This is a genomic window from Pseudomonas sp. KD5 (genome assembly GCF_012932895.1).
Taxonomy (GTDB): Bacteria; Pseudomonadota; Gammaproteobacteria; order Pseudomonadales; family Pseudomonadaceae; genus Aquipseudomonas.
On the sequence record NZ_JDWJ01000008.1, the window covers coordinates 41824 to 68005 of the forward strand.

Annotated in this window: 23 protein-coding genes; 16 read left to right on the top strand and 7 right to left on the bottom strand. The window is 61.3% G+C overall.

What is annotated here, in order from left to right; translation table 11 throughout:
• The 4 genes from cobN to AF70_RS18280 all read left to right on the top strand — a co-directional run bounded on the left by cobN (position 1) and on the right by AF70_RS18280 (position 7508).
• Entirely contained in the window at positions 1–3909 is a 3909-nt protein-coding gene (gene cobN, locus AF70_RS18265; protein ID WP_028940950.1) for a cobaltochelatase subunit CobN, read from the top strand.
• A gap of 203 nt (positions 3910–4112) precedes the next feature.
• Positions 4113–5120, top strand: a complete 1008-nt coding sequence (locus AF70_RS18270) for an ATP-binding protein (RefSeq protein WP_028940949.1) — start codon at positions 4113–4115, stop codon at positions 5118–5120.
• A 119-nt stretch (positions 5121–5239) separates the two neighbouring features.
• A complete protein-coding gene (locus AF70_RS18275) occupies positions 5240–5785 on the top strand; it encodes a VWA domain-containing protein (protein WP_032831153.1) in 546 nt (181 codons plus the stop codon).
• Positions 5786–5861: 76 nt separating this feature from the next.
• Entirely contained in the window at positions 5862–7508 is a 1647-nt protein-coding gene (locus tag AF70_RS18280) for a phospholipase D-like domain-containing protein (RefSeq protein WP_028940947.1), read from the top strand.
• A 174-nt stretch (positions 7509–7682) separates the two neighbouring features.
• Here AF70_RS18280 and AF70_RS18285 read toward each other — a convergent pair whose 3' ends face one another.
• Complete coding sequence (locus AF70_RS18285) at positions 7683–8906, bottom strand: NADH:flavin oxidoreductase/NADH oxidase family protein (protein WP_028940946.1); 1224 nt, start codon at positions 8904–8906, stop codon at positions 7683–7685.
• Positions 8907–8983: 77 nt separating this feature from the next.
• Here AF70_RS18285 and AF70_RS18290 point away from each other — a divergent pair, with 77 nt between their 5' ends.
• A complete protein-coding gene (locus AF70_RS18290; protein WP_050438319.1) occupies positions 8984–9415 on the top strand; it encodes a MerR family transcriptional regulator in 432 nt (143 codons plus the stop codon).
• A 70-nt stretch (positions 9416–9485) separates the two neighbouring features.
• Here the strand turns inward: AF70_RS18290 and AF70_RS18295 are convergent, their stop codons facing one another.
• The gene (locus tag AF70_RS18295) at positions 9486–9914 is read right to left on the bottom strand and encodes a co-chaperone YbbN (protein ID WP_028940945.1); all 429 of its coding nucleotides are present in this window, start codon (positions 9912–9914) and stop codon (positions 9486–9488) included.
• 196 nt (positions 9915–10110) lie between these two features.
• On the opposite strand from AF70_RS18295, the gene AF70_RS18300 reads away from it, so the two are divergent.
• From AF70_RS18300 to AF70_RS18345, 10 genes are all read left to right on the top strand, one after another.
• On the top strand, positions 10111–10359 hold the full coding sequence (locus AF70_RS18300; RefSeq protein ID WP_019578490.1) for a type II toxin-antitoxin system Phd/YefM family antitoxin: 249 nt from the start codon (positions 10111–10113) through the stop codon (positions 10357–10359).
• On the top strand, positions 10349–10630 hold the full coding sequence (locus AF70_RS18305; RefSeq protein ID WP_028940944.1) for a type II toxin-antitoxin system RelE/ParE family toxin: 282 nt from the start codon (positions 10349–10351) through the stop codon (positions 10628–10630). Before AF70_RS18300 ends, AF70_RS18305 begins: the two co-directional genes overlap by 11 nt.
• 339 nt (positions 10631–10969) lie before the next feature.
• Positions 10970–11818, top strand: a complete 849-nt coding sequence (locus AF70_RS18310; RefSeq protein WP_018927654.1) for a transporter substrate-binding domain-containing protein — start codon at positions 10970–10972, stop codon at positions 11816–11818.
• Between the two features lie 52 nt (positions 11819–11870).
• A complete protein-coding gene (locus AF70_RS18315; protein WP_018927655.1) occupies positions 11871–12533 on the top strand; it encodes an amino acid ABC transporter permease in 663 nt (220 codons plus the stop codon).
• 8 nt (positions 12534–12541) lie between these two features.
• Positions 12542–13204, top strand: coding sequence for an amino acid ABC transporter permease (locus AF70_RS18320; RefSeq protein WP_018927656.1), 663 nt, complete (start codon positions 12542–12544; stop codon positions 13202–13204).
• Positions 13201–13992 (top strand): amino acid ABC transporter ATP-binding protein, encoded by a 792-nt coding sequence (locus tag AF70_RS18325; protein WP_028940943.1) that lies wholly within the window; start codon positions 13201–13203, stop codon positions 13990–13992. Before AF70_RS18320 ends, AF70_RS18325 begins: the two co-directional genes overlap by 4 nt.
• A gap of 30 nt (positions 13993–14022) precedes the next feature.
• Complete coding sequence (locus AF70_RS18330; protein WP_018927658.1) at positions 14023–14412, top strand: RidA family protein; 390 nt, start codon at positions 14023–14025, stop codon at positions 14410–14412.
• A gap of 124 nt (positions 14413–14536) precedes the next feature.
• Positions 14537–15301 (top strand): IclR family transcriptional regulator, encoded by a 765-nt coding sequence (locus AF70_RS18335; protein WP_019578495.1) that lies wholly within the window; start codon positions 14537–14539, stop codon positions 15299–15301.
• A gap of 37 nt (positions 15302–15338) precedes the next feature.
• Positions 15339–16556 (top strand): amino acid deaminase, encoded by a 1218-nt coding sequence (locus tag AF70_RS18340; protein ID WP_028940942.1) that lies wholly within the window; start codon positions 15339–15341, stop codon positions 16554–16556.
• A gap of 13 nt (positions 16557–16569) precedes the next feature.
• A complete protein-coding gene (locus AF70_RS18345) occupies positions 16570–17505 on the top strand; it encodes a sugar kinase (RefSeq protein ID WP_028940941.1) in 936 nt (311 codons plus the stop codon).
• A gap of 195 nt (positions 17506–17700) precedes the next feature.
• Here the strand turns inward: AF70_RS18345 and AF70_RS18350 are convergent, their stop codons facing one another.
• Entirely contained in the window at positions 17701–17976 is a 276-nt protein-coding gene (locus tag AF70_RS18350) for a peptidylprolyl isomerase (RefSeq protein ID WP_007933743.1), read from the bottom strand.
• 66 nt (positions 17977–18042) lie between these two features.
• Positions 18043–20580, bottom strand: coding sequence for a PAS domain S-box protein (locus AF70_RS18355; RefSeq protein WP_028940940.1), 2538 nt, complete (start codon positions 20578–20580; stop codon positions 18043–18045).
• Between the two features lie 118 nt (positions 20581–20698).
• Between AF70_RS18355 and AF70_RS18360 the strand changes: the two genes are divergently transcribed.
• Complete coding sequence (locus AF70_RS18360) at positions 20699–21808, top strand: PilT/PilU family type 4a pilus ATPase (protein ID WP_019578499.1); 1110 nt, start codon at positions 20699–20701, stop codon at positions 21806–21808.
• An 8-nt stretch (positions 21809–21816) separates the two neighbouring features.
• Here AF70_RS18360 and AF70_RS18365 read toward each other — a convergent pair whose 3' ends face one another.
• The 3 genes from AF70_RS18365 to AF70_RS18375 all read right to left on the bottom strand — a co-directional run bounded on the left by AF70_RS18365 (position 21817) and on the right by AF70_RS18375 (position 26147).
• Positions 21817–23772, bottom strand: coding sequence for an acetoacetate--CoA ligase (locus tag AF70_RS18365; RefSeq protein ID WP_019578500.1), 1956 nt, complete (start codon positions 23770–23772; stop codon positions 21817–21819).
• A 202-nt stretch (positions 23773–23974) separates the two neighbouring features.
• Entirely contained in the window at positions 23975–24748 is a 774-nt protein-coding gene (gene hbdH, locus AF70_RS18370) for a 3-hydroxybutyrate dehydrogenase (RefSeq protein ID WP_028940939.1), read from the bottom strand.
• A gap of 7 nt (positions 24749–24755) precedes the next feature.
• Positions 24756–26147, bottom strand: coding sequence for a GntP family permease (locus AF70_RS18375; protein ID WP_028940938.1), 1392 nt, complete (start codon positions 26145–26147; stop codon positions 24756–24758).
• Positions 26148–26182: the final 35 nt, after the last annotated feature.

A 26182-nucleotide genomic window follows, 5' to 3' on the forward strand; every position in this document is an offset into this window, starting at 1 on the left:
ATGCACCTGCTCAGGACCCAGCCCGGCGGTTTCGTGTCGGATGACAACATTGCCGACCTTGGACAAACCCCCGCCGAGCTGGTGATCCTGTGCAGCGGCGATTCCAGTCTGGCGTTGCTCGCCGAGGCGGCGCAGCAGCTGCCCGACGATTACCCGAGCCTGCGCCTGGCCAACCCGATGCAGGTGCAGAATCACGCCTCGGTCGATCTTTATGTCGACGAAGTGCTGCGCCACGCCAAGGTGATTCTGATCTCGCTGCATGGCGGTATCGCCTATTGGCGTTACGGCATCGAGCGTCTGGTGGAATTGTCCCCGCGCGGTGTGCAGTTGATTCTGGTGCCGGGCGACGATCGTCCGGACCCGGAACTCAGCGACCTGAGCACCGTAACTCCCGAAGACCGCGACCGGCTCTGGCACTTCCTGCGTCAGGGCGGCATGGCCAATGCGCTCGACCTGTTTCGCTGCCTCGCCAGTCGCTGGCTGGGTCGCGACTATCCATGGTCCGAGCCGCAAACCCTGCCACGCACCGCGATCTACCACCCGCAAAAAAGCCCCGCGCACCTTCAGGATTGGCAAGCCGACTGGCAGGCCGATCAGCCGGTGGCGGCGGTGCTGTTTTACCGCTCGCACTTGCAGGCGGCGAACACCGGTTTCATCGATGTTTTCTGCCAGCGTTTGCAGGCGGCGGGGCTCAACCCGTTGCCGATTGCGCTGGCCAGTCTGAAAGAGCCCGGCTGCCTGACGGTGGTCGAGGACTGGCTGGATGAAGTCGAGGCGGGGGTGATTCTGAACACCACCGGTTTCGCCCAGTCCAGCCCTGAAGCGCCGCACCTGCGGCCGTTTCGTCGCAACATCCCGGTGATTCAGGCAATCTGCGCCCAGGACAACGAGCCCGGTTGGCGTACCAGCGAGCAAGGCCTCGGTCCCCGTGACTTGGCGATGCACATCGCGCTGCCGGAGCTGGACGGGCGAATCATCAGTCGGCCGATCAGCTTCAAGGATCTGGCGTGGCGCAGCGAGCGCAGTCAGTCCGATGTGGTTTGCTATCGACCACAACCGGAACGGATGGATTTTGTCGCCGAACTGGCACGGCGCTGGATCGATCTGGCGCGAGTGCCCAACGGTGAAAAACGCATTGCCCTGATCCTCGCCAACTACCCGACTCGCGATGGACGCATCGGCAATGGCGTCGGTCTCGACACACCCGCCGCGGCGCTGAATATCCTGCGTGCGCTGCATCAAGAAGGTTATCCGTTGCCGGCCGAGTTGCCGGACAGCGGCACCGCGCTGATCCAGCAACTGCTCGGTGGCGTCAGCAATGACCTGGACACTGTCGATCAACGCCCGTGTCAGCAAAGCCTGGCGCTGGACGATTACTTTTTGATGTTCAACGCGCTGCCCGAAGCCAACCGCGAGGCGGTGTTGCAACGTTGGGGCTCGCCTGAAAACGATCCGATGTTCCGTGGCGGGCGAATGATGATTGCCGGGTTGCGCTTCGGCCTGACCTTCGTCGGCATTCAACCAGCGCGGGGTTATCAGGTTGACCCGAGCGCGGTCTATCACGACCCGGACCTGGTGCCGCCCCACGGTTATCTGGCGTTTTACTTCTGGTTGCGCAACACCTACGGGGCCCACGGCGTGATCCACGTCGGCAAGCACGGCAACCTCGAATGGCTGCCGGGCAAGGGCGTCGGGTTGTCGGAAAACTGCTGGCCGGACGCGTTGCTCGGGCCGCTGCCGAACATCTATCCGTTCATCGTCAATGACCCGGGCGAAGGCGCCCAGGCCAAGCGTCGTACGCAGGCGGTGATCATCGATCACCTGATGCCGCCGCTGACCCGCGCCGAAACCTACGGCCCGCTGCGTAATCTCGAATTGCTCGCCGACGAATATTACGAAGCGCAGTTGCTCGATCCGCGCCGTGCCCGGGAACTGCAACGCGACATTCTGCAACTGGTGCGCGACACGCACATTGATCGCGAACTGCAACTGGACGAGAAGCTCGACAGCGATGCCGACGCGGCGATCTGGTTGCCGCGCCTGGACACTTACCTGTGTGACTTGAAGGAATCGCAGATCCGCGATGGCCTGCACGTGTTTGGCGAGTCGCCGACCGGGCGATTGCGCATCGACACTTTATTGGCCTTGCTGCGCATTCCCCGCGGCGACGGTCGTGGCGCGCAATCCAGTTTGTTGCGGGCGCTGGCCAAAGCGTTCGAGTTGGGCTTCGATCCACTGGATTGCGTGTTGGCCGAGCCCTGGAACGGTCCTCGGCCGGATGCCTTGCAGGCGGTCAGCGATGAGTTGTGGCGCACAGCGGGAGACACCCGTGAGCGTCTGGAACTGTTCGCTGCGCAACTAATCTCGCGGACGTTGAATGCCGAGCCTGGCCCGTGTGGGAGCGAGCCTTTGTGGCGAGGGGGCTTGCCCCCGTTGGGTCGCGAAGCGGCCCCAAAAAACGGGACTGCTGCGCAGTCCAACGGGGGCAAGCCCCCTCGCCACAAGGCCCCTCACCACCTAGACCCGCTCCCACAGGAGGCAGATTGGTCCGACGTGAGCGCGATCATCGACAGTTTGTGCGAGGTGGTTGCGCCACGCCTGGACGCCTGCGGCCCGGCGGAAATGCGCGGCCTGCTGGACGCCCTCAGCGGTCGATTCGTCCCGGCCGGGCCGAGTGGTGCGCCCAGTCGTGGACGGCTGGACGTGTTGCCCACCGGGCGCAATTTCTATTCGGTGGACGTGCGCAACCTGCCGACCACCACGGCGTGGCGCATCGGCTTTCAATCCGCGAACCTGATTCTTGAGCGGCACTTGCAGGATCACGGCGATCATTTGCGTCAGCTCGGCCTGTCGGTCTGGGGCACCGCGACCATGCGCACCGGCGGCGACGACATTGCCCAGGCCATGGCCTTGATGGGCGTGCGGCCGGTGTGGGCGACGGGCAGCCAGCGGGTCGATGACTTTGAGATTCTGCCGTTGAGCCTGCTGGACCGGCCGCGGGTGGATGTGACCTTGCGCGTCTCCGGATTCTTCCGTGATGCCTTTGCCAACCTGATCCGGCTGTTCGACGCCGCCGTGCAAGCGGTCGCCGCGCTGGATGAACCGGACGATCTCAATCCGTTGGCGGCCAAGGTTCGTGCCGAGCGCGAAGCGCTGCTGAAGTCCGGTCTGGATGAAGAGGCGGCCAGGCGACAGGCCGGCTGGCGGATCTTCGGGGCCAAACCGGGTGCTTACGGTGCCGGCGTGCAAGGCGCCATCGACGGTCGTTTGTGGCAAAGCCGCGAAGACCTGGCCGAGGTTTACCTGAACTGGGGCGGCTACGCTTACGGCGGCTCCGATGAAGGCACCGCCGCCCGCGAGCAGTTTGTCCAGCGTCTGAGCCAGGTGCAGGCCGTGCTGCAAAACCAGGACAACCGCGAGCACGACTTGCTCGATTCCAACGACTATTACCAGTTCCAGGGCGGCATGCTGGCGGCCGTCGAAAGCCTCAGCGGTGCAGCGGCGGCGAGTTATCACGGCGACCACAGTCAGCCGGACTTGCCAAAGATCCGTACATTGAAGGAAGAGCTGAACCGGGTGATCCGTTCCCGGGCGGCCAATCCGAAATGGATCGACGGGATCAAGCGTCATGGCTATAAAGGCGCGTTCGAACTGGCGGCGACGGTCGATAACCTGTTTGCGTTCGACGCCACCACGCAGCTGATCGACGATCACCAGTATGCGTTGCTGGCGGACGCCTATTTGCTTGATCCGGCGACCCGGGAGTTTGTTCGCGAACACAATCCCCACGCCTTGCGCGACATGACCGAGCGCCTGCTCGAAGCGCAGCAACGGGGGATGTGGCAGGAACCGGGTGAATACCGCGAGGCGCTGGAGAATTTGTTGCTGGATATAGAAGAAGACAGTTAGCCGGTGAGCAAAGGAAATTTGTGGCGAAGGGGGCTGTGGCGAGGGGGCTTGCCCCCGTTGGGTCGCGAAGCGGCCCCCGCTTTTACCTCTGTTTACACCGAGTTGTCCGGTTTTACGACTGCTTCGCAGCCGAACGGGGCGATGCGGCGTTCCGACAAGCCCCCTCGCCACAATGTAATCTCTGACCACAAGCGAGACCCGACATGACCGACACCCCCCATTTCCCGCTCTCCGCCGTGGTCGGCGCCGATGACTTGAAGCTCGCCCTGTACCTGACCGCCATCGACCCGAAAATTGGTGGCGTGCTGATCGAAGGCCCGCGCGGCATGGCCAAGTCGACCCTGGCCCGAGGCCTGGCGGACCTGCTGGCCAGTGGTCAATTCGTCACCTTGCCCCTGGGCGCCACTGAAGAACGGCTGGTCGGCACCCTCGATCTCGACGCGGCCTTGAGCGAAGGGCGCGCACAGTTTTCTCCGGGTGTATTGGCCAAGGCCGACGGCGGCGTGCTCTACGTCGATGAGGTGAACTTGCTGCCCGATCACCTCGTGGACCTGCTGCTCGACGTGGCCGCCAGCGGCACCAACCTGATCGAGCGCGACGGGATTTCCCATCGGCATTCGGCGAAGTTTGTGCTGATCGGCACCATGAACCCGGAAGAGGGCGAACTGCGCCCGCAACTGCTCGACCGCTTTGGCCTGAACGTCGCCCTCAGTGGCCATACCGCACCCGCCGAGCGCGGCCAGATCATCCGTCGTCGACTGGATTTCGACAGCGATCCGCAAGGGTTCTGCGCCGAGTGGGGAAGTCAGCAACACGCCCTGCGCGAGCGTTGCCAGAAGGCGCGTGCGGCCCTGACGAGTATCCCGCTCGACGATGCCGCACTGGCGCAGATCACTGAGCGCTGCTTTGCTGCCGGCGTCGACGGCTTGCGAGCCGATCTGGTCTGGCTGCGCGCGGCGCGGGCACATGCGGCGTGGCGCGGTGCGAACGCCATTGCCGAAGAAGATATCGACGCGGTTGCCGAATTTGCCTTGCGTCATCGTCGTCGGGAACATTCGACCTCTGCGCCGCAACATTCCCAAGCGCCACAGCAATCCCCTGCGCAAACCCCCAACCCGAACGAAGGTCAGGGCCAGTGGGGCGAAATGCCCGCCCAGGCGCTGCCGATCGGTGCTCGACGTGAAGTGCCGAGCTGGCCAAAAAAGCCCTAGGCATTCGCCCTCGATCAGACGCGGGGGCGAATGCCAGACCCCGCGCAGGCCGGCTGGATCACGGTAAACAGGGCAAGCGTCACGCCGCCCGTAGCGGATCGGTCAACTGGCCCGGCACCTTGCTCAATGGCCGACCGCGTCAACGCGATGACCTATTGTTCCATCTGCGGACCCGCACCCCGCATGAACTGTGGCTGGTGATCGTCGATGCCTCGGCCTCGACCCGGCGCCATCAGGCGTTGAGCGATGCCAAGGGCTTGCTGGCGCAACTGTTCGACGATGCCTATCGACAGCGCGCACGTCTGGCTTTGCTGACCGCCAGCGGTCACTTGCCGAAGTGGCAGGTGCAGGGATTGAAAGCCTCTGCGGGCTTGCGTGATTGGCTCGAGGGGCTCGGTGCCGGCGGCGGGACGCCGATGCTGGCGGCGTTGGGTGAGGCGGGGCGCTGGCTGGCGGCACGGCAAAAGCGCTTTCCGGCAGAGCAGCAGCGGTTGTTGCTGGTGACGGATGGACGGCTGAAGGAATGGTCGACATTGCCGGAGCTGGATTGTCCGGGGTTGCTGATCGACATCGAGCGCGGGCCGATTCGGCTCGGGCGGGCAAAGGTGTTGGCAGCGCAGTTACAGGTTGATTATCGACATATCGATGAGCTGATTTCAGGTTGAGTTTTGTGCTGACAGTGCTGGCCCCATCGCATCGCTGCCCTATGCTCTGTAAGCAAACCCATCACAGGAGTGACCCATGCGCGTTCTAGCCCGCAACGATCAGGACGATTTCCGCGTCAAAGCCTACGCTGGCACCAACGGTGTGCTGCTGGCCATCGACCTGGCCGAGCCCCGCCGCAAAGGCCTGCTGGGGTTTGCTATCGAAAAACAGCAAGGCGACAAACCCTGGCTGTTTCTATTCAACAGCCTGACCTTTCCCGGCAAGACCCATACCTTCCCCCAGTTTCACGCCACCCCCAGCGATGCCGCGCCTTTGCAGAAGTTTCGCTGGGCCGATTATGCGGTCAATCCGGGTGTGACGATCCATTATCGGGTTCACCTGGCCTATGGCACTGCCGATGCGCCACAGTTGGGTGAAAGCCTGGAAGTGACGGTCACCACGGACAATGGCCTGCCCAAGGGCCAGAACGTGATTTTCAATCGGGCGGTGGCTGCCAGCCAGGCGTTCCAGCGCAAATTCGCCGACCTCGATGCGCTGCTCAGCGTCAACAAGAAACTGCCCATCGAAGAATGGCCCGACGCGCCGCGCCAATGGCTGGAAAATGGTCTGCTCGCACGCTTGCTGGGGTTTATCGAACGTGCCGTGGATGGCCAGTGGGCGCTGGACATCGCGATCTATGAATACCAGTTGCAGGCGATCGTCGATGCGGTGAACGCCGCCTTCGAGCGCGGTGTAAAGGTTCGGGTCCTGTACCACGCCCAACCCGGCGAAGACACCACGGCGTTGAACGAAGCCAGCCTGGAAAAAATCCCGGCGGCGAATAAGCGCGGGCGAGTCACCCACAATATCTTTCACGATAAGTTCATGGTCCTGAGCCGGCTCGATGCGGCGGGGCAGCATCAGCCCGAAGCGGTACTCTGCGGCAGTACCAACTTCACTGCCAACGGAGTCTACCGTCAGGCCAATGTCGTGCATGTGCTGGACGACGCTCGGATCGGCGCCACTTACCTGCAAACCTTCGAGCAGGTCTGGGCCACACCGACGGACGTCGGCGCCACGCGGGACTGGCTCACGGAACATAATCCAATGCAGCCTGACCAGCCGCTGTTCGCCGGCTTTTCACCGCGCTCGGGCGAGGGCGACTTGAGTGAGTTCATCAAGATCATCAACGCCGCCAAAAAAGACCTGCTGTTTGTCACCGCATTCACCTTGCCGGACAAAATACTCAACGCGCTGCTCGGCCAGCCTCACGACGACATCTTGCGTTACGGCCTGCAAAACACGGTCAGCAGCATCACCGGTTTCCACGCCGACCGCACCGCCGAATTCGCTGCCACCGCGCTGCTCAACACCGGCCTGGAAGGCTGGCTCAAGGAAAACATGAAAGGCCAGAAGGGCAACCTGCTGGTGCACACCAAAGCCATCGTCGTCGACTTCACCAGCGATTCACCGACCATCATCAGCGGCAGCCACAACCTCAGTGATGCAGCCAGCAATGGCAACGATGAGAACTATCTGATCATCCGTGGCAACACCGACCTGGCCGATCGCTACGGGTTGGAACTGCTGCGCTTCTACGAGCATTACCGGTTCCGCTACTTTGCAAAGAAACTGCAACTCAAGCAGGTCCGGCCGTTGGCGGCGGATGACAGCTGGACCGATGACTATTACCGCGAAGGTGACCTGCGGATGTTGTCGCGGCTGCGTTTTTCCGGACGATAAACACACCGGCGGGCNCCCTTTGTAGCAGCTGCCGAGCCTGCGAGGCTGCGTTCGGCTGCGCAGCAGTCGTAAAACCTGAAACTGCGGTGCATCAGGCAGACCGCGTCAGCCGGACTCACGACTGCTACGCAGCCGAACGCAGCCTCGCGCTGCTCGGCAGCTGCTACGGGTCGGTTATTTGCCCATTGCCTGGCGGTACTGGCGGGTACGCCGGGCGATGTACAACCGATCGAGGATCAATGCCCATACCGCCGAAACCTGCGGCCTGGGTGTGCGTCCGCGACTCAATCGATGGAGCTGAAACTTCACCACGGCCATGTTCGCCAGCGACGCCAGGGCTTTGCGTTTCCAGCGAATCGGTGGCAGCTGTGGGTGGCTGTTCTGGCCTTCGCGCCAGCGTTTGACCAGCTGCGGTTCAATAGCCAGTGCCGTGCCGATACCGGCCATGGCGATGCCACTGTCGAGCACCTGTTCGACGATTGCCAGCCGACGAATTCCCCCGGTCACCATCACCGGCATGTGCGCCACACCGGCCAATTCGCTGGCCATCTCCAGAAAGTACGCTTCTCGCGCCAAAGTCCGACCGTCGCGAGCCTCGCCCTGCATGGCTGGTGCTTCGTAGCTGCCGCCTGAGAGCTCGAGCAAATCAATCTGTTGCTCGTTGAGCCACTGGATCACTTGCCGGGCGTCATCGGCGTCGAAACCGCCGCGCTGGAAGTCCGCGGAATTGAGCTTCACCGCTACGCAAAACTGCGGCAACACCGACTTGCGAACAGCGCCGAGCACCTCCAGCAGCAAACGCGCACGGTTTTCCAGAGAACCACCCCAGCGGTCGGTGCGGCGATTGGTCAACGGCGATAGAAACTGGCTGAGCAGATACCCGTGCGCGGCATGAATCTGCACCCCGGTGAAACCGGCCTTTTCCGCCAGGGCGGCACTGGTGGCGAAGCGTTGAATGACTTCTGCAATGTCGTTCTCGCCCATGGGCTTGGGCTCGGCAAACATCTTCGAAAACCCGCCCAGGTCCAGCGCTACCGCCGAGGGGGCCAAGGCCTGCTGGCCGAGGTTGGCCATGGTCTGGCGCCCGGGATGATTGAGTTGCATCCAGAACTGCGCACCACTGGCCCGGCCGATGGTTGCCCACTGACGAAAGCGGTCCAGGTGTCGCTCGTCTTCCAGCACCACGCCACCGGGGCCGGTCATGGCACGGCGGTCGATCATCACATTGCCGGTCAGCAACAGCCCGGCCTCACCGTCAGCCCAGGCTTGATACAACCGAAACAACTCGCCGGAAGGTGCCTGCCCGGTATCGGCGAGGTTCTCTTCCATCGCGGCTTTGGCGATGCGGTTGCCGATGGTCTGGCCGTTGGGCAAATTCAACGCTTGGAAGGGCGACATACTTGACTCCTCATCAGTGATGAGCGGAGGCTAAGCTTAAAGTTAACTTTAATGTCAAGCGTGCAAATGAGGCCGTGATGAAGATTGGTGAATTGGCGCAACTGAGCGGGTTGAACGCTTCGCGCATTCGGTTTTACGAGGCCCAGGGGTTGATTCGTCAGGTCGAACGTCAGACCAACGGCTATCGGCGTTATCCGCCGCAAGTACTGCAAACCCTGAAAATCATCCAGTGCGCCCAACAGGCCGGTTTCAGCCTGGAAGAGCTGAAGTTGCTGTTGCCGGATGCCGCGACGGGTGAGTTCAAGCACGACGAACTGGTGGCGGGTCTTGAGCGCAAGGTCGAGCAGATCGAGGAGATGCAACTGCACCTGGCCCAGAGCAAGGCGCGGTTACTGGAGGTGATTGAGAGCATCCAGGCGCGGCCCGAGGGCATGGGGTGCGGTGCGAATGCCGAGCGGGTGCTGGCATCGCTCAATGTAGGAGCGAGGCTTGCCCGCGAAGAACGATGACGCGGTGTACCTGAAAAAAAGCGGTGCATTCCTTCGCGGGCAAGCCTCGCTCCTACAGGGGGACTGCGTCTTACCGGCTCAACAGCCCCCGTGCCCGAGGTGCAGTGCATAAAGTCCTGAGGGTTTTCTTCAGCCACCGCAAGTCGTGGCGGGGTTTGCGGGCAACCTGTTTGGGCCTCAGTTTGCCGATGTACTTTCTGAAATGTTCTTCCAGGGTTTCCGCGGTTCCAATCCCCTTGAGCTTCTGCAGCAGCTTCCCGCTCTTGTAAGTCAGCACAGTGGGTGTGCCGGTGACTTTTGGATGCCGAGGGGATTTGCTCGTATCCAGCACATAGATGCACGCGTGATCTTTGTACTTCTCGGCAATTTCACGGAAAACCGGCTCGGCCCATTCGCAGGCGGGACAGTGTTGGTTGCCGAAATACATGATCACTGTGCGCCAGGTGTTGAGTGCTTTGCGGTAGGCCGGATCCAGTGGCTGGGTGGTCATCGAACTCATTGAAATCTCCTTTTCAAAGACTATCGAAGGCCTGTTGACGTTAAAGGAGGCGAGGGGGTGGGTCTACTGTCAGAAATTACAGGTGGGGTTCGGTGCCAGTGGTCCTATTCCAATTTCTATGAGTAAAGGATAGATGCCAGACTTGGTTCAGAGTGCTATTTTTAGCGCCATTAAAAGCACTTCAAGGAGTAGCGTAATGACACACATCGTGCTTTCTCAGGTCGTAGCGAGCATTTCCGAACTTAAGAAAAACCCCATGGGGACCGTTGCTGCCGGTGGTGGTTTGTCTGTCGCAATCCTCAACCGTAATGAACCCGCTTTCTACTGCGTCCCGGCCAAAGAATACGAAGCGATGATGGACCGGCTTGAAGAGATGGAGCTGGTAGCCCTTTGCCGCGAACGAGAAAACGATCCTACGATCAAGGTTTCTATCGATGACCTATGAGCTGGAGTTTTCTGAAAAGGCCTGGAAGGAGTGGCAGAGGCTTGGGTCAACGTTGAGGGAGCAGTTCAAGAAGAAGCTTCAGGAGCGGTTGGCTAATCCGCACGTTCCAGCGGATCGGCTGAGTGGACTGGGCAATGCTTACAAGATCAAACTTCGTAGTGCCGGATACCGACTGGTTTATCGGGTTGTGGATGAGATTCTGGTGGTGACGGTGATAGCGGTTGGTAAACGGGAGCGCGGGCAAGTTTATGAGGAGGCTGTTAAGCGTTAGGAAGTATGCAGTTACAGACCTGTTCTTACAGGTACCTCAAGCGCCTGTAGGCGCATGACTTGCCTCGATCGCGATTTGAGTGCACCCCGAGTTGAGTGCGCCCTGAAATGTGACCCAATTACCCGCACCCTGTAGCTATAAGTAGCGTTCAGCACTTGTGCATTTTGTAACGTCTGTTTGGCGTTCTAGCGCATCCACTTCGCATCCACTTGATTCAAATCACTTTTCAAATCCCCCGAGATTCCGCCCACAACCTGTGGCACACTTTCTGCTGTCTATTCCGTTGTTACATACCAAGTTCCGGTATAGCGGAATAAACACAGCCCTGGAGTGCTTGCCATGCATCGCCGACTTTCCTTGTTTAAAGCGTGTGTTTTCGTTCTCGCGGCTTCGGCCGCTGCCGTGGGTGTCGCTCAAGCGGCAGACAGCAAGCTCGACAGCGTGCTGGCCCGTGGGAAATTGATCGTGGGCACGGGCAGTACCAACGCGCCGTGGCACTTCCAGGGAGCGGACGGCAAGTTGCAGGGTTTTGATATCGATATCGCGCGGATGGTGGCCAAGGGGTTGTTCAACGACCCGAGCAAGGTCGAGTTCGTCGTGCAGTCGTCCGATGCGCGGATTCCGAACCTGCTGACCGACAAGGTCGATATGAGTTGCCAGTTCATCACCGTGACCGCCAGCCGGGCCCAACAGGTCGCGTTCACGCTGCCGTACTACCGCGAAGGTGTTGGCCTGTTGCTGCCGGCCAACAGCAAGTACAAGGAAATCGAAGACCTCAGGGCTGCCGCCGACGGCGTGACCGTGGCGGTGCTGCAGAACGTGTACGCCGAAGAACTGGTGCATCAGGCGCTGCCCAAGGCCAAGGTCGATCAGTACGACAGCGTGGATCTGATGTATCAGGCAGTGAACTCCGGCCGGGCCGACGCGGCGGCCACCGATCAGTCGTCGGTGAAATACCTGATGGTGCAGAACCCTGGCCGTTATCGCAGCCCGACCTACGCCTGGAGCCCGCAGACCTACGCCTGTGCGGTGAAACGCGGCGATCAGGACTGGCTGAACTTCGTCAACACCGTGCTGCATGAAGGCATGACCGGCGTTGAATTCCCGACTTACGCGGCCTCCTTCAAACAATGGTTCGGTGTCGACCTGCCAACCCCAGCCATCGGTTTTCCAGTCGAATTCAAATGATCCCGTGAGAGCGGGGTGACGATAACGCGCCCCGCTCAAGGTACTGCTGACCATGAACTATCAGTTGAATTTTGCCGCCGTGTGGCGCGACTTCGACACCTTGCTGGCGGGGCTCGGCCTGGGCCTTGAGCTGGCGCTGGTGTCGATCGCCATCGGCTGCGTGATCGGCTTGCTGATGGCGTTTGCTTTGCTGTCGAAGCACCGCGCATTGCGGGGGCTGGCGTCGGTGTATGTGACGGTGATCCGTAATACGCCGATTCTGGTGTTGATTCTGTTGATCTACTTCGCGTTGCCGAGCCTGGGGATTCGTCTGGACAAGATCCCCTCGTTCATCATCACCCTGTCGCTGTATGCCGGGGCGTACCTGACCGAAGTGTTTCGTGGGGGGCTGTTGAGCATTCCCAAGGGGCTGCGTGAAGCCGGGTTGGCGATCGGCTTGGGCGAGTGGCAGGTCAAGGCGTACATCACTGTGCCGGTGATGCTGCGCAATGTGCTGCCGGCGCTGTCGAACAACTTCATTTCGCTGTTCAAGGACACCTCGCTGGCGGCGGCGATTGCCGTGCCGGAGCTGACCTATTACGCGCGCAAGATCAATGTCGAGAGCTACCGGGTGATTGAAACCTGGCTGGTGACCACAGCGCTCTATGTTGCGGCCTGTTACCTCATTGCCATGATGCTGCGTTACCTCGAACAGCGTCTGGCGATTCGCCGATAGGAGGCCCCATGTACGAATCCCCCAGTTGGTTGCATGAGTTATGGGTGGCCCGGGATGTCCTGTGGCAGGGCTTCCTGACCAGTGTGCAGTGCTCGGGCCTGGCGATTTTGCTGGGCACGCTGGTCGGCATCGTCGCCGGCCTGGTACTCACCTACGGCACGTTCTGGATGCGCGCGCCGTTTCGGTTTTACGTCGACATCATTCGCGGCACACCGGTGTTCGTGTTGGTGCTGGCCTGCTTCTACATGGCGCCGGCACTGGGCTGGCAGATCAGCGCCTTCGGGGCAGGTACTTTGGGCCTGACGCTGTTTTGCGGTTCCCATGTCGCCGAGATCGTGCGCGGTGCGTTGCAAGCGCTGCCCAGCGGTCAGATGGAAGCGAGCAAGGCCATCGGCCTGACGTTTTACCAGGCGCTGGGTTATGTGTTGCTGCCCCAGGCATTGCGGCAGATTTTGCCGACGTGGGTCAACTCGTCCACCGAGATCGTCAAGGCGTCGACCTTGTTGTCGGTGATCGGCGTCGCCGAGCTGCTGCTCAGCACTCAACAGATCATCGCCCGGACCTTCATGACCCTCGAGTTCTACCTGTTCGCCGGATTGCTGTTTTTCGTCATCAACTACGCCATCGAATTACTCGGCCGGCACATTGAAAAGCGGGTGGCCTTGCCATGACACAAGCACAAGTTTCGACCCAGAACCAGGCGCTGCTGGACATCCGCGGCCTGCACAAACAATACGGCCAGCTCGAAGTGCTCAAGGGCGTCGACCTGACCATGCAGCGCGGCAATGTGGTCACGTTGATCGGCTCCAGCGGCTCGGGCAAGACCACGCTGCTGCGCTGCGTGAACATGCTCGAAGAGTTCCAGGGCGGGCAGATTCTGCTCGACGGTGAATCCATTGGCTATGACGAGGTGAACGGCAAGCGCGTGCGCCACCCGGAAAAAGTCATCGCCCGCCATCGCGCCATGACCGGCATGGCTTTCCAGCAATTCAATCTGTTCCCGCACCTCACCGCGTTGCAGAACGTCACCCTCGGTTTGCTCAAGGTGAAAAAGTTGCACAAGGACGAGGCGGTAGCGCTGGCGGAAAAATGGCTGGAGCGGGTCGGCCTGCTGGAGCGCCGCAATCATTACCCCGGTCAGTTGTCCGGTGGTCAGCAACAGCGCGTGGCGATTGCCCGGGCGATTGCGATGAACCCGAGTTTGATGCTGTTCGATGAAGTCACCTCGGCCCTCGATCCGGAACTGGTGGGCGAAGTGCTGAACGTGATCAAGGGCCTGGCCGAGGACGGCATGACCATGTTGCTGGTGACCCACGAAATGCGTTTTGCCTTCGAGGTCTCGGACAAGATCGTGTTCATGAATCAGGGGCGGATCGAAGAGCAGGGGCCGCCCAAGGAATTGTTCGAACGCCCGCAGTCACCGCGATTGGCGGAATTTCTCAAGAGCACCCGCTTTTAAGCCTTCACTTTTTAATCAGGAGAAACACCCATGAGCATTACTCGTTACGGCACCGGCAGCACCGCCGGTGGCGGCCAACCCCGTCCTTTTGCCCGTGCCGTCGAAGCCGATGGCTGGCTGCACGTGTCCGGCCAAGTGCCGGCGGTGGACGGTGAAATCATCGTGGGCGGGATTGTCGAGCAGACTCACCAGACCATGAAAAACCTGATCGCGATTCTGGAAGAGGCCGGTTACGGGCTCGAAGACGTGGTGCGCACGGGCGTGTGGCTGGAAGACCCGCGGGACTTCTGGAGTTTCAACAAGGTGTTTTCCGAGTACTTCAAAAGCGAACACGCCCCGGCCCGGGCCTGCGTGCAGGCGAACATGATGGTCGATTGCAAGGTCGAGATTGATTGCATCGCCTACAAGAAGAAGGCCTGAATCGCGGTGGATTCTTCGCGGGCAAGCCTCGCTCCTACAAACGGCGAAATCCTGTAGGAGCGAGGCTTGCCCGCGAAGGCGGCCTTCTGGGTAAACTCCCGGCACTTTGAATGGGACCACTGAAATGACCGAAGACACCATCAAGCGCCGGGCTCGCGGTCTGGACCGGGCGTTCGACATCCTCGATTTCCTCAAGGAAATCGGCCAGCCCCTGCGCCCGAACGAAATCGCCAGCGGCATCGGCAGCCCGAAATCCACGGTCTACGAACTGGTTGCGTCCTTATTGGAGCGGCGCATCCTCGAACCCGTGGGCAAGGAAGGTCACGTTTACCTCGGTCGTCAGCTGTACTTCCTCGGGCAGGCGCATCTGCGTCATTTCGACCTGTCCCGCGAGGCCGATTACGCCTTGCAGGAAATCGTCAGCCAGACCCGCGAAACCGCGCAGATGTGCCTGCTCAACGGACGCAAATACACCGTGGCATTGATGAAAGAGGGTGAGCGGCATTTCCGCATTTCCTCGGACATCGGCGAAAACGCGCCGATCCCCTGGACCGCTTCCGGGCGCCTGCTGCTGGCGCACCTGAGCGATCAGCAGATCGTCGATTTGATCGACCCCGACGATTTCATCCTGCCCGACGGCGAACGCCTGCCGCTGGAGCAGTTTCTCCGGGAGATCCGCCAGGCCGCCATTGACGGATTCTTTTCCTTCGACAGCGTCGCCGACACCTTTACCCATTGCTTCGCCGCCCCGGTCAAAGACCCGAACGGCGTGGCCATCGCGACCCTGTGCATCGTCGCCCCACGGGCCGATGCGAAGAACAATTACAACGACTATCGCCGGGTGCTGATCGACAGCGCCAACAGCCTCGCCCGGCGTATCAACGAATAACAGCGGCTGCCTGCGGCCGTGTGTGAGGAGATCGACCATGTCTACTGCCATCAATACCGCCGCCATGGAAAAGGGCTATGCGCAAACCGGCGCCAACCTGGTGCGGGACGTCAGTCTGCCGGCCCTGGTGCTGCACCGCGACGCGCTGGAACACAACATTCGCTGGATGCAGGACTTCGTCAGCCACAGCGGCGCGGAACTGGCACCTCACGGTAAAACCAGCATGACCCCGGCGCTGTTTCGTCGCCAACTGGACGCCGGTGCCTGGGGCATCACCCTGGCCAGTGCCACGCAAACCCGTGCGGCCTACGCCCATGGCGTGCGCCGGGTGCTGATGGCCAATCAACTGGTCGGCAAGCCGAACATGGCGCTGATCGCCGACCTGCTGGCAGACCCGACTTTCGATTTTTATTGCATGGTCGATCACCCGGATAACGTCGCCGACCTCGGCGCGTTTTTCGCCTCGCGCGGCGTGCGCCTGAACGTGATGATCGAGTACGGCGTGGTCGGCGGTCGTTGCGGTTGCCGCACCGAAGCCGAAGTGCTGGCACTGGCCAAGGCTATCAACGCTCAACCGGCGTTGGCGCTGACCGGCATCGAGGGCTACGAAGGGGTGATTCACGGTGATCATGCGGTGAGCGGCATCCGCGAGTTCGCAGCCTCCCTGGTGCGATTGGCGGTGCAGTTGCAGGACAGCGGCGCGTTCGCGATTGCCAAACCGATCATCACCGCGTCGGGCTCGGCCTGGTACGACCTGATCGCCGAGTCGTTCGAAGCGCAGAATGCCGGCGGGCGTTTCCTCAGCGTGCTGCGCCCTGGCAGTTACGTGGCCCACGACCATGGCATCTACAAAGAAGCGCAATGCTGCGTGCTCGACCGTCGCAGCGACCTGCACGAAGGTTTGCGCCCGGCGCTGGAAGTCTGGGCGCATGTGCAGTCGTTGCCCGAACCGGGTTTTGCGGTGATCGCCCTGGGCAAGCGCGACGTGGCCTACGACGCCGGTTTGCCGGTGCCGTTGCTGCGTTACAAGGCCGGCGTGGTGCCGGCGACCGGCGATGATGTGAGTGCCTGCAAGGTGACGGCGGTGATGGACCAGCACGCGTTCATGACCGTGGCGCCGGGGGTTGAGTTGCGGGTGGGCGATATCATTTCGTTCGGGACTTCGCACCCGTGTTTGACGTTCGACAAGTGGCGTATCGGGTGTCTGGTGGATGAGCAGCTGAATGTCATCGAAACCATGGAAACCTGCTTCTAAGAGCCCCCACAACATGAACAACATCAGCCCTCTAGGCCCCAACATCCCGCGCATCGCCCTGATCGGCGAGTGCATGATCGAACTGCAGCAGCGCGCCGACGGCTCTCTGCAACAGAGCTTCGGCGGCGATACCCTGAACACCGCGGTCTATCTGGCCCGTGAACTGGGCGATGGCGGCACGGTGGATTACGTCACTGCCCTGGGTGACGACAGTTTCAGCGATGCGATGTGCCAGAGTTGGGCCAGCGAACATATCGGGCTAGATATGGTTCAGCGGTTGCCCGGTCGCTTGCCCGGTCTGTATTGCATCCAGACCGACGCGGCCGGCGAGCGGCGTTTTCTCTACTGGCGCAATGAAGCGGCCGTGCGCGATTGCTTTACCACCCCGGCGGCCGCGCCGATCCTGGCAGCACTGCCGGATTACGACGTGCTGTATTTCAGCGGCATCACCCTGGCGGTGCTCGGTGAGCAGGGTCGGGAGAAACTGCTGGAGACCCTGATCGAAGCCCGGCAGCGGGATGCGCGGATCGTGTTCGACAACAATTATCGACCACGCCTGTGGGCTTCGGTCGAGGACGCACGAGCGGCTTATCGCGAAGTGTTGCCCTATGTCGACTTGGCGTTGCTGACGGTTGATGACGAGCAGGCGCTGTTCCACTTTTCCGATTGCGCGGCGGTGTTTGCCGCTTATGAGCAGATGGGCACGCCCGAAGTGGTGCTCAAACGCGGTGCCGAGGCGTGTCTGATTCGCTGTGACGGCGAGTCGTTCGAAGTGCCGGCGCAAGTGGTCGAACGGGTGGTGGACACCACGGCGGCGGGGGATTCGTTCAGCGCGGCCTATCTGGCTTGCCGCCTCAAGGGCGGGAGTCCGGTCGAGGCTGCTGAAGCGGGGCATCGGTTGGCGAGCCGGGTGATTCAAGTGCCGGGGGCGTTGATTCCCAAAGATTGAAATGCAATGCCTGTGGTGGCTGTGGTTTTTGTGGCGAGGGGGCTTGCCCCCGTTGGGCCGCGAAGCGGCCCCAAAACCTGTGACCTTGATCGACCTGACACACCGAGTGCGCAGGATCTACGACTGCTTCGCAGCCGAACGGGGGCAAGCCCCCTCGCCACAGGCAAGCCTCACCCTGTATATCGAGCCAACCGATCAGTCCCGGTAAAACACCTGCACCAGGTGATACCCGAACTTGCTCTTGATCGGCCCATGCACCACCCGCAGCGGTTTTTTGAAGATCACCGCATCGATCGCCCCGACCATCTGCCCGGGCCGTACTTCGCCAAGATCGCCGCCGCGTTTGCCGGACGGGCAGGTGGAGTATTTCTTGGCCAGCACATCGAAGGCTTCGCCCTTGGCGATGCGTTGTTTGAGCTGCTCGGCTTCTTCCGAGGTTTTCACCAGAATATGGCGGGCTTGAGCTTTCATTGGGCGTACCTTGCAACGGTGGTGGCTATGTTGGTGCCAGCGTGGGGCGCGCGATTATGCCTTAACTCAGCCGGCTTGGCCGATCATCGTGCGAATCTTGTTGGCCAACAGGTCCATGGAAAAGGGTTTGGCCACCATGTCCATGCCTTCCTCCAGGAAGCCCTGGCGTTCGGCGGCTTTCTCGGCATAACCGGTAATGAACAGCACTTTGAGCTCCGGGCGGTGCTGACGAGCGATTTCCGCCAATTGCCGACCATTCATGCCCGGCAGCCCGACATCGGTTACCAGCAGATCGACCCGCAGGTCGGACTCCAGCAAGGGCAGGGCGCTCTGCGCATCTTCGGCTTCATGGGCGTGATAACCCAACTCTTTGAGCAGGTCGAGCACCAGCATGCGCACCGCCGGATCGTCTTCCACCAACACCACGGTTTCACCGGCAACCGCTGGCGGTGCTTCACCTGCGACGGGCAGCTGAGCGTGTTCCGGCAGGGCGACGTGCAACCGTGGCAAATACAGGCGAACGTTGGTGCCCTGGCCCGGCCGGCTGTGCAGGCTGACGTGCCCGCCCGATTGCTGGGCGAAACCATAGATCATCGACAACCCAAGGCCGGTGCCCTGGCCGATGGGTTTGGTGGTGAAGAACGGATCGAAGGCCTTGGCCAGTACCGATGGGGTCATGCCGGCACCGTTGTCGCTGACGGCAATCATCAGGTAATCCCCGGCCCTGACCGGCTCCAGCGGGGTGACGTCGCTGCCGTCGAGGTGAACATTGGCGGTTTCGATCAACAGCTCGCCGCCATCGGGCATCGCATCCCGGGCATTGATCACGAGGTTGAGCAAGGCGTTTTCCAGTTGGCTGACATCGGTACTGACCGGCCAGACCTCATCGGCCAGCTTCAGTTTGAGCTCGATGTGATCGCCCTTGGTCCGGCTGAGCAAGTCTTCCAGGGAATGCACCAGCTGGTTGGCGTCCAGTGGCCTGCGATCCAGTGACTGACGCCTTGAGAATGCCAGCAACCGATGGGTCAGGGCGGCGGCGCGATGGGCCGAGGACACTGCCGCTTCGGTGAAGCGACCGATCTCGGCCGCGCGCCCATCGGCGATGTAGCGCTGCATCAAATCGAGGCTGCCGATGATCCCGGTGAGCATGTTGTTGAAGTCATGGGCGATGCCGCCGGTGAGCTGGCCGACCGCTTCCATTTTCTGCGCATGCCGCAAGGCGTCTTCGGCGCGCTCACGCTCGAACATCTCGTTCTGCAGTCGCTGGTTGGCTTCGGCCAGTTGTTGGGTGCGAGCGCTCACGCGTTCTTCCAGGGTTTCGTTGAGGTTGCGCAGCGCCTCTTCGGTCTGTTTGCGCTCGGTCTCGTCGATCACGAAGATGTAGAAACCATTCACCGCGCCGTCTGCGCCGTGGCGTGGCAGGTAGTTCATCAGGGCCTGGCGGGTGCTGCCATCGCGGTGATCGGCGCTGATGCTGAAACAACAGGTCTTGCCTTTCAGCGCCTCGGCGATGTATTCGGCGCGCAGGGCATAGGCTTCATCGCCGAGCACTTCACGAATGGTGCGGCCGTAAAGCTCCTGGGGCGTCAGGCCATACCATTCCAGATAGGCGGCATTGTTCAGGCGAAAGCGCTCTTCGCGGTCCACATAACTGATCAGGATCGGCATCGCGTTGATGATCAGTTGCAGCTCGGTCTGGCTTTGGCGCAAGGCCTGTTCGATGTGTTTGCGTTCGGTCAGGTCCAGCGCGGCGCCGAGAAAACGGATCGGCCGGCCATGGTGGTCCTTGTAGCAACGACCCCGGGCAAACACCCAGCGCAACTGGCCGTCGGCTTGCAGCAAGCGATATTCCTCGGCGTACTCGCTGCCATGGGTGATGCAGTGCTTGATGCTGCGGGCGATCATGGCGCGGTCTTCCGGGTGCACGCCGTGGAGGTATTCGCTGATCGGCAACTGGCTGGCCATGGCCGGATCGACGCCATGCAATTGCGCGAAGTGTGCATCGGCGATGAAACGGTCTTCGCCAATGTCCCAGTCCCAGGTGCCGACGGCATCGGTGGCGGCCAGTGCCAGTTGCAGGCGCTGCTCGGTGTCTTGCTGGGCCTTGAGGCTGGCGGCGGAGCGTTGTTCCAGTTCGAGGGCGATGCGGCGGCGTTCGTTGGTTTCGATGGCCGTGACCAATATCCCGGCAACCTCGGCGCTTTCATTGCGAATGGGGCTGTAGGTCAAATCCAGCCAGAAGTCAGAATCCCGACCGTCGCGTTGCAAGGTGAAGCGCTGTTCGCTGTAGGTCCGCACCTGGCCCTGTAGGACGGCGCTGTAAATCGGGTCGGTAAAGTCTTTGAGTTCCGGCCAGATCTGGTGCGCCGGTTGTCCGAAAGCGTGAGGGTGTTTGCTGCCGGCGAGGAAGGCGAAGCCGTCGTTGTAGATCTGGGTGAGCTGCGGGCCCCACAGCAGCAGCATCGGCATTGGCGAGTGGATCACGATGTCCACCGCGGTGCGCAGGCTCTGCGGCCAGTTTTCGGCGGCGCCCAGCGGGTTGTTTGTCCAGTCCAGTCGGGCAATCAAGGCCTGGGCATCGCTGGCGGTCGGTGGTGCGTTCATCTACATGTCCTGCGCATGAGTCAGTGTGGCGGCGTCTACTATCCTTGCAAGGCGGTAGACGCTGGATGACCCGCATGGGGTCATTTTTTTATTGAATGCTTCGTGGGTGCTTTTTGCCATGGAAATCGATGCACTGCTGCAGATTCTGGCCAGCCGCCATGGCTCCGATCTTTACCTGTCCACGGGCGCGCCACCCAGCGCGAAATTTGACGGTGTGCTCAAAGCCCTGACCGATCAACCGTTCAAGCCGGGAGAAGTGGCGGCCATTGCCGCGTCCATCATGGACGCCGAACAGCGCCTGGAGTTCGATCGGGACCTGGAAATGAACCTGGCACTTTCCCTGCCCGGGGTCGGGCGTTTCCGGCTCAATATCTTCAAGCAGCGCAATGATGTTTCCATCGTGGCGCGCAACATCAAACTCGACATTCCACGCTTCGAAGACCTCAACTTGCCAGCGGTGCTGCTTGAAACCGTGATGCTCAAACAAGGGCTGATGCTGTTCGTCGGTTCGACCGGCTCGGGCAAGTCGACCTCGCTGGCAGCGCTGATCGATTACCGCAACCGCCACAGCAGTGGCCATATCATCACTATCGAAGACCCGGTCGAGTTTATCCATCGGCACAAGAAGTCGATCGTCAATCAGCGCGAGGTCGGCGTCGATACCCGCAGTTTCCACGCCGCGCTGAAAAACACGTTGCGCCAGGCGCCGGACGTGGTGTTGATCGGCGAAATCCGTGACCGCGAGACTATGGAGCACGCGCTGGCGTTTGCCGATACCGGTCATCTGGTAATTTCCACGTTGCATGCGCACAACGCCAATCAGGCGCTGGATCGGGTGATCAATTTCTTTCCCGAAGAGCGCCGGGGGCAGTTGCTCAACGACCTGGGCAACAACCTCAAGGCGTTTGTTTCCCAACGCCTGGTGCGTACCCGCGATGGGCAGCGTCGGGCGGCGGTGGAGGTGATGCTGGGAACGCCGACCATCGGCGACCTGATCCGGCGCAATGAGTTTGGCGAACTCAAGGGAATCATGGAGAAGTCTTCAGAGGTGGGGATGCAGACGTTTGACGGGGCGCTGTTCGCGCTGTTTGCCGAGGGCGCAATCGATGAGGCAGAGGCGTTGAAGCATGCTGATTCGGTGAACAACTTGCGCTTGCGCCTGAAAATGCACGCCGAGGCCGCGCCCACCCCCCATGCACCGCCGGGTGAATGGGGTTTGGTGGACTAGCGCCGGCGTCAGTCATTCAGTTCGGGGCGGTTTCGAAATTGCTCCAGGGCTTCGGGGTTGGCCAGTGCATCGGTGTTCTTCACCTTCTGGCCATGCACCACGTTGCGCACCGCCAACTCGACCACCTTGCCGCTGATGGTCCGCGGAATGTCCGTCACCGCGACAATCTTCGCTGGCACATGCCGTGGCGTGGTGTTGGCGCGGATGACCTGGCGGATCTGTTGTTGCAGCGCTTCGTCCAGTTCGACGCCTTCGCGCAAGCGCACGAACAACACCACTCGCACGTCATCCTGCCATTGCTGACCGATGGCCACGCTGTCCAGCACCTGCGGGACTTTCTCCACCTGACGGTAGATTTCCGCCGTGCCGATGCGTACGCCGCCGGGGTTGAGCACCGCGTCGGAGCGGCCGTGGATCAGCATGCCGCCATGGGGCAGTTGTTCGGCGTAATCGCCCTGGGCCCAGACGCCGGGGAACAGGCTGAAATACGAAGCGCGCAGCTTTTCCTGTTGCGGGTCGTTCCACAAGCCGATGGGCATGGCCGGGAAATGCCGGGTGCACACCAGTTCGCCTTTTTCACCGATCACGGGCTTGCCATCGTCGTTCCACACTTCGACCGCCATGCCCAGGCTCTTGCATTGCATCTCACCACGGCGCACCGGCAGGACCGGGTTGCCAATCACAAAGCACGAAACGATATCGGTACCACCGGACATCGAAGACAGGCACAGGTCGGACTTGAACGCGCGGTAGACGTAATCGAAGCTTTGCGGCGACAGCGCCGAGCCGGTGGACAGGATGGTTCTCAGGCTGCTCAGGTCATGACTGTCGCACGGCTTCAAGCCATTGCTTTCCAGCGCAGTGAGGAATTTCGGACTGGTGCCGAAGACGTTGAGGCGTTCGTCGTCGATCAGGTCGATCAAGCGCTCCGGCCCTGGATGAAACGGCGAGCCGTCATACAGCACCACGGCGCTGCCGACGGCCAACGCCGAGACCAGCCAATTCCACATCATCCAGCCGCAGGTGGTGTAGTAGAACAAACGGTCACCGGCACCGAGGTCGGTGTGCAGGCCATGTTCCTTGACGTGTTGCAGCAGCACGCCGCCGGTGCCGTGCACAATGCACTTCGGTACGCCGGTGGTGCCGCTGGAGTAGAGGATGTACAGCGGATGGGCGAAAGGCACGGGAACGAATTGCGGCTCGCCGCCCGGGTCGTAAAAATCGTCCCACAGCGTCACGTTGGCCTGGCAGCGGAAATCCTCGATGCGCGCTTGAGGACGCGCATAAGGCACAACAATCAATTGCTGCAAGGACGGCAACTGTCCGAGGATTTCATTGACCTTGGTGGTCTGGTCGATCTCTTTACCGGCGTAGCGGTAGCCGGCGCAGGTGATCAGCACTTTCGGTTCGATCTGGCCGAAGCGATCGATCACCCCGTGGGTGCCGAAATCCGGTGAAGAACAGGACCAGATCGCGCCCAGGCTGGTGGTGGCGAGCATGGCCACCAGGGTTTGCCAGGTGTTCGGCATGCACGCCGCCACGCGGTCGCCGAGGCCGACACCGGCGGCTTTCAGGCTATTTTGAAAACCGGCGACGTGGCTTGCCAGTTCGGCCCAGGTCAGCTGTTCCCGTTGACCGTTTTCGCCGATGGCGACGACTGCCACGGCATCGTCACGACGGCGCAGCAGGTGTTCGGCGAAGTTCAAGGTAGCGCCGGGGAACCACTGGGCGCTGGGCATTTGCGCGCCCTCGATCAGCACCGCGTCTGGCTGATCGTGAAAACGGATGTCAAAGAAATCGACGATGGCCTGCCAGAAGGCTTCCCGCTGGTCGATGCTCCATTGGTGCAGGGCAGGGTAGTCGGCGATCCCAAGGGCGTGTCGCTGATTGACGAAACGCCGGAAGGCCTCCATGCGGGACTTGCCGATGCGCTCGGTGCCGGGTTGCCAGAGGATGTCGGACATGGCTTGGCCTCTTCTTATTTATGCATAACACACAGGCTTTTGTGGCAAGAGCGCTTTTGTGGCGAGGGGGCTTGCCCCCGTTCGGCTGCGAAGCAGTCGCCCGCTCGACTCACTGTGCATCAGCGAGGGTGCGGCGTCTATCTGGGGGCCGCTTCGCGCCCCAACGGGGGCAAGCCCCCTCGCCACAGGGTATGGCGGCAGGCTACTGCGCCAACCACCCACCATCTATATTCCACGCTGCGCCACGCACCTGGCTACCGGCTTCGCTGCATAAAAACAGCACCAACTCACCCAGCTGCGGCGGCGTCACGAATTCCAGGGAGGGCTGTTTCTCGGCCAGCAAGTCGTGTTGCGCCTGCTGCGGGTCGATCCCGGTCGCGGCGCGATCATCAATCTGCTTCTGCACCAGCGGCGTCAGCACCCAGCCTGGGCAAATGGCGTTGCAGGTAACGTTGGTGGTGGCGGTTTCCAGACCGACCACTTTGGTCAGGCCGATCACGCCATGCTTGGCCGCGACGTATGCCGCCTTGCCCACCGAACCGACCTGGCCGTGCACCGAAGCGATGTTGACGATCCGTCCCCAGCCCTTGGCGCGCATCCCCGGCAAGCTCAAACGAGTGCTGTGAAACACCGACGACAGGTTGATCGCAATGATCGAATCCCAGCGCTCCACCGGAAAATCTTCCACCGCCGCCACGTGCTGGATGCCCGCGTTGTTGACCAGGATATCCACACCGCCGAACTCACGCTCGGCGTAGTCGATCATGTCGGCGATCTGTGCGGGGTCGCTGACGTCGGCGGGGTGATGGCCGACCTTGCCGCCGAATTGTTCTACTTCGGCAATCACTTTGGACGCATCGCCGAAACCGTTGAGGATCAGGTTGGCGCCAGCCTTGGCCAGGCTCAGGGCGATCCCCAGACCGATGCCGCTGGTGGAACCGGTGACCAGTGCGGTCTTGCCCGAAAGAGTCGTCATGAATACCTCACACAATGCCAGTGGCGTAGAAAGTACCGATCACCACAAAAACAGCGAGTGTCTTGATCAGCGTAATACAGAAAATGTCTTTGTAGGCCTCGCGGTGGGTCAAGCCGGTGACCGCCAGCAAGGTAATCACCGCGCCGTTGTGCGGCAGGGTGTCCATGCCGCCACTGGCCATCGCGGCGACCCGGTGCAGCACTTCCAGGGGAATATTGGCGGCGTGGGCAGCGCTGATGAAACTCTCGGACATCGCTGCCAAAGCGATGCTCATCCCGCCTGACGCCGAGCCGGTGATGCCGGCCAGCAAGGTCACGGTGATCGCTTCATTGACCAACGGGTTGGGAATGCTCTTGAGCCAGTCGGCCAGCACCAGAAAGCCTGGCAACGAGGCGATCACCGCCCCGAAACCGTATTCCGATGCCGTGTTCATCGCCGCCAGCAGCGCGCCGCTGACCGCACTTTTACTGCCTTCGGCCAACTTGCCACGAATCGCCTTAAAGCCGAACACCAGCACCATGATGATGCCCACCAGCAAGGCAGCCTGGACCGCCCAGATCGCCGTCAGCTTGGCGATGTCGGTGGTCACCGGAGCGGCCATGCCCGGCAGCGAAAGGCTGTGGGTCTTGCCATACCATTCTGGAATCCAGCGGGTGAACAGCAGGTTCATCAGGCCCACCAGCAACAGCGGCGACAGCGCGATCCACGGATTAGGCAGTTGGATGTCCGGTGCGGTTTCCGGTTCGTTGCGCAGCTCTGAACCGTAACCCTCACCCGTGCGCTGGGCCTTGTTACGCTGGCGCTGCAGAAACAGCATGCCGGCACAGAACACGAAAATCGTGCCGATCACACCCAGCCACGGCGCCGCCCAGGCGGTGGTGTTGAAGAAGGTGCTGGGGATGATGTTCTGGATCTGCGGCGTGCCAGGCAGGGCGTCCATGGTGAACGAGAACGCGCCGAGGGCGATGGTCGCCGGGATCAGGCGTTTGGGAATATTGCTCTGGCGGAACATCTCGGCGGCAAACGGGTACACCGCAAACACCACCACAAACAACGACACACCGCCGTAGGTGAGCAAGGCGCAGACCAGCACAATCACCAGCATCGCCTGGCGAGTGCCGAGCAAGCGAATCGCTGCTGCGACGATGGAGCGGGAGAAACCCGACAACTCAATCAGCTTGCCGAACACCGCGCCGAGCAGGAATACCGGGAAATACAGTTTGACGAAGCCGACCATTTTTTCCATGAACACCCCGGTGAAGACGGGGGCGACGGCGGAAGGGTCGGTGAACAGGACGGCGCCGAGGGCGGCGATCGGGGCAAAGAGGATAACGCTGTAGCCACGGTAAGCAGCCACCATCAGCAGCGCGAGGGCTGCCAAGGCAATGATCACACTCATGGTGTGTCTCTCCAGGATTGTTATTTTTGTAGGGT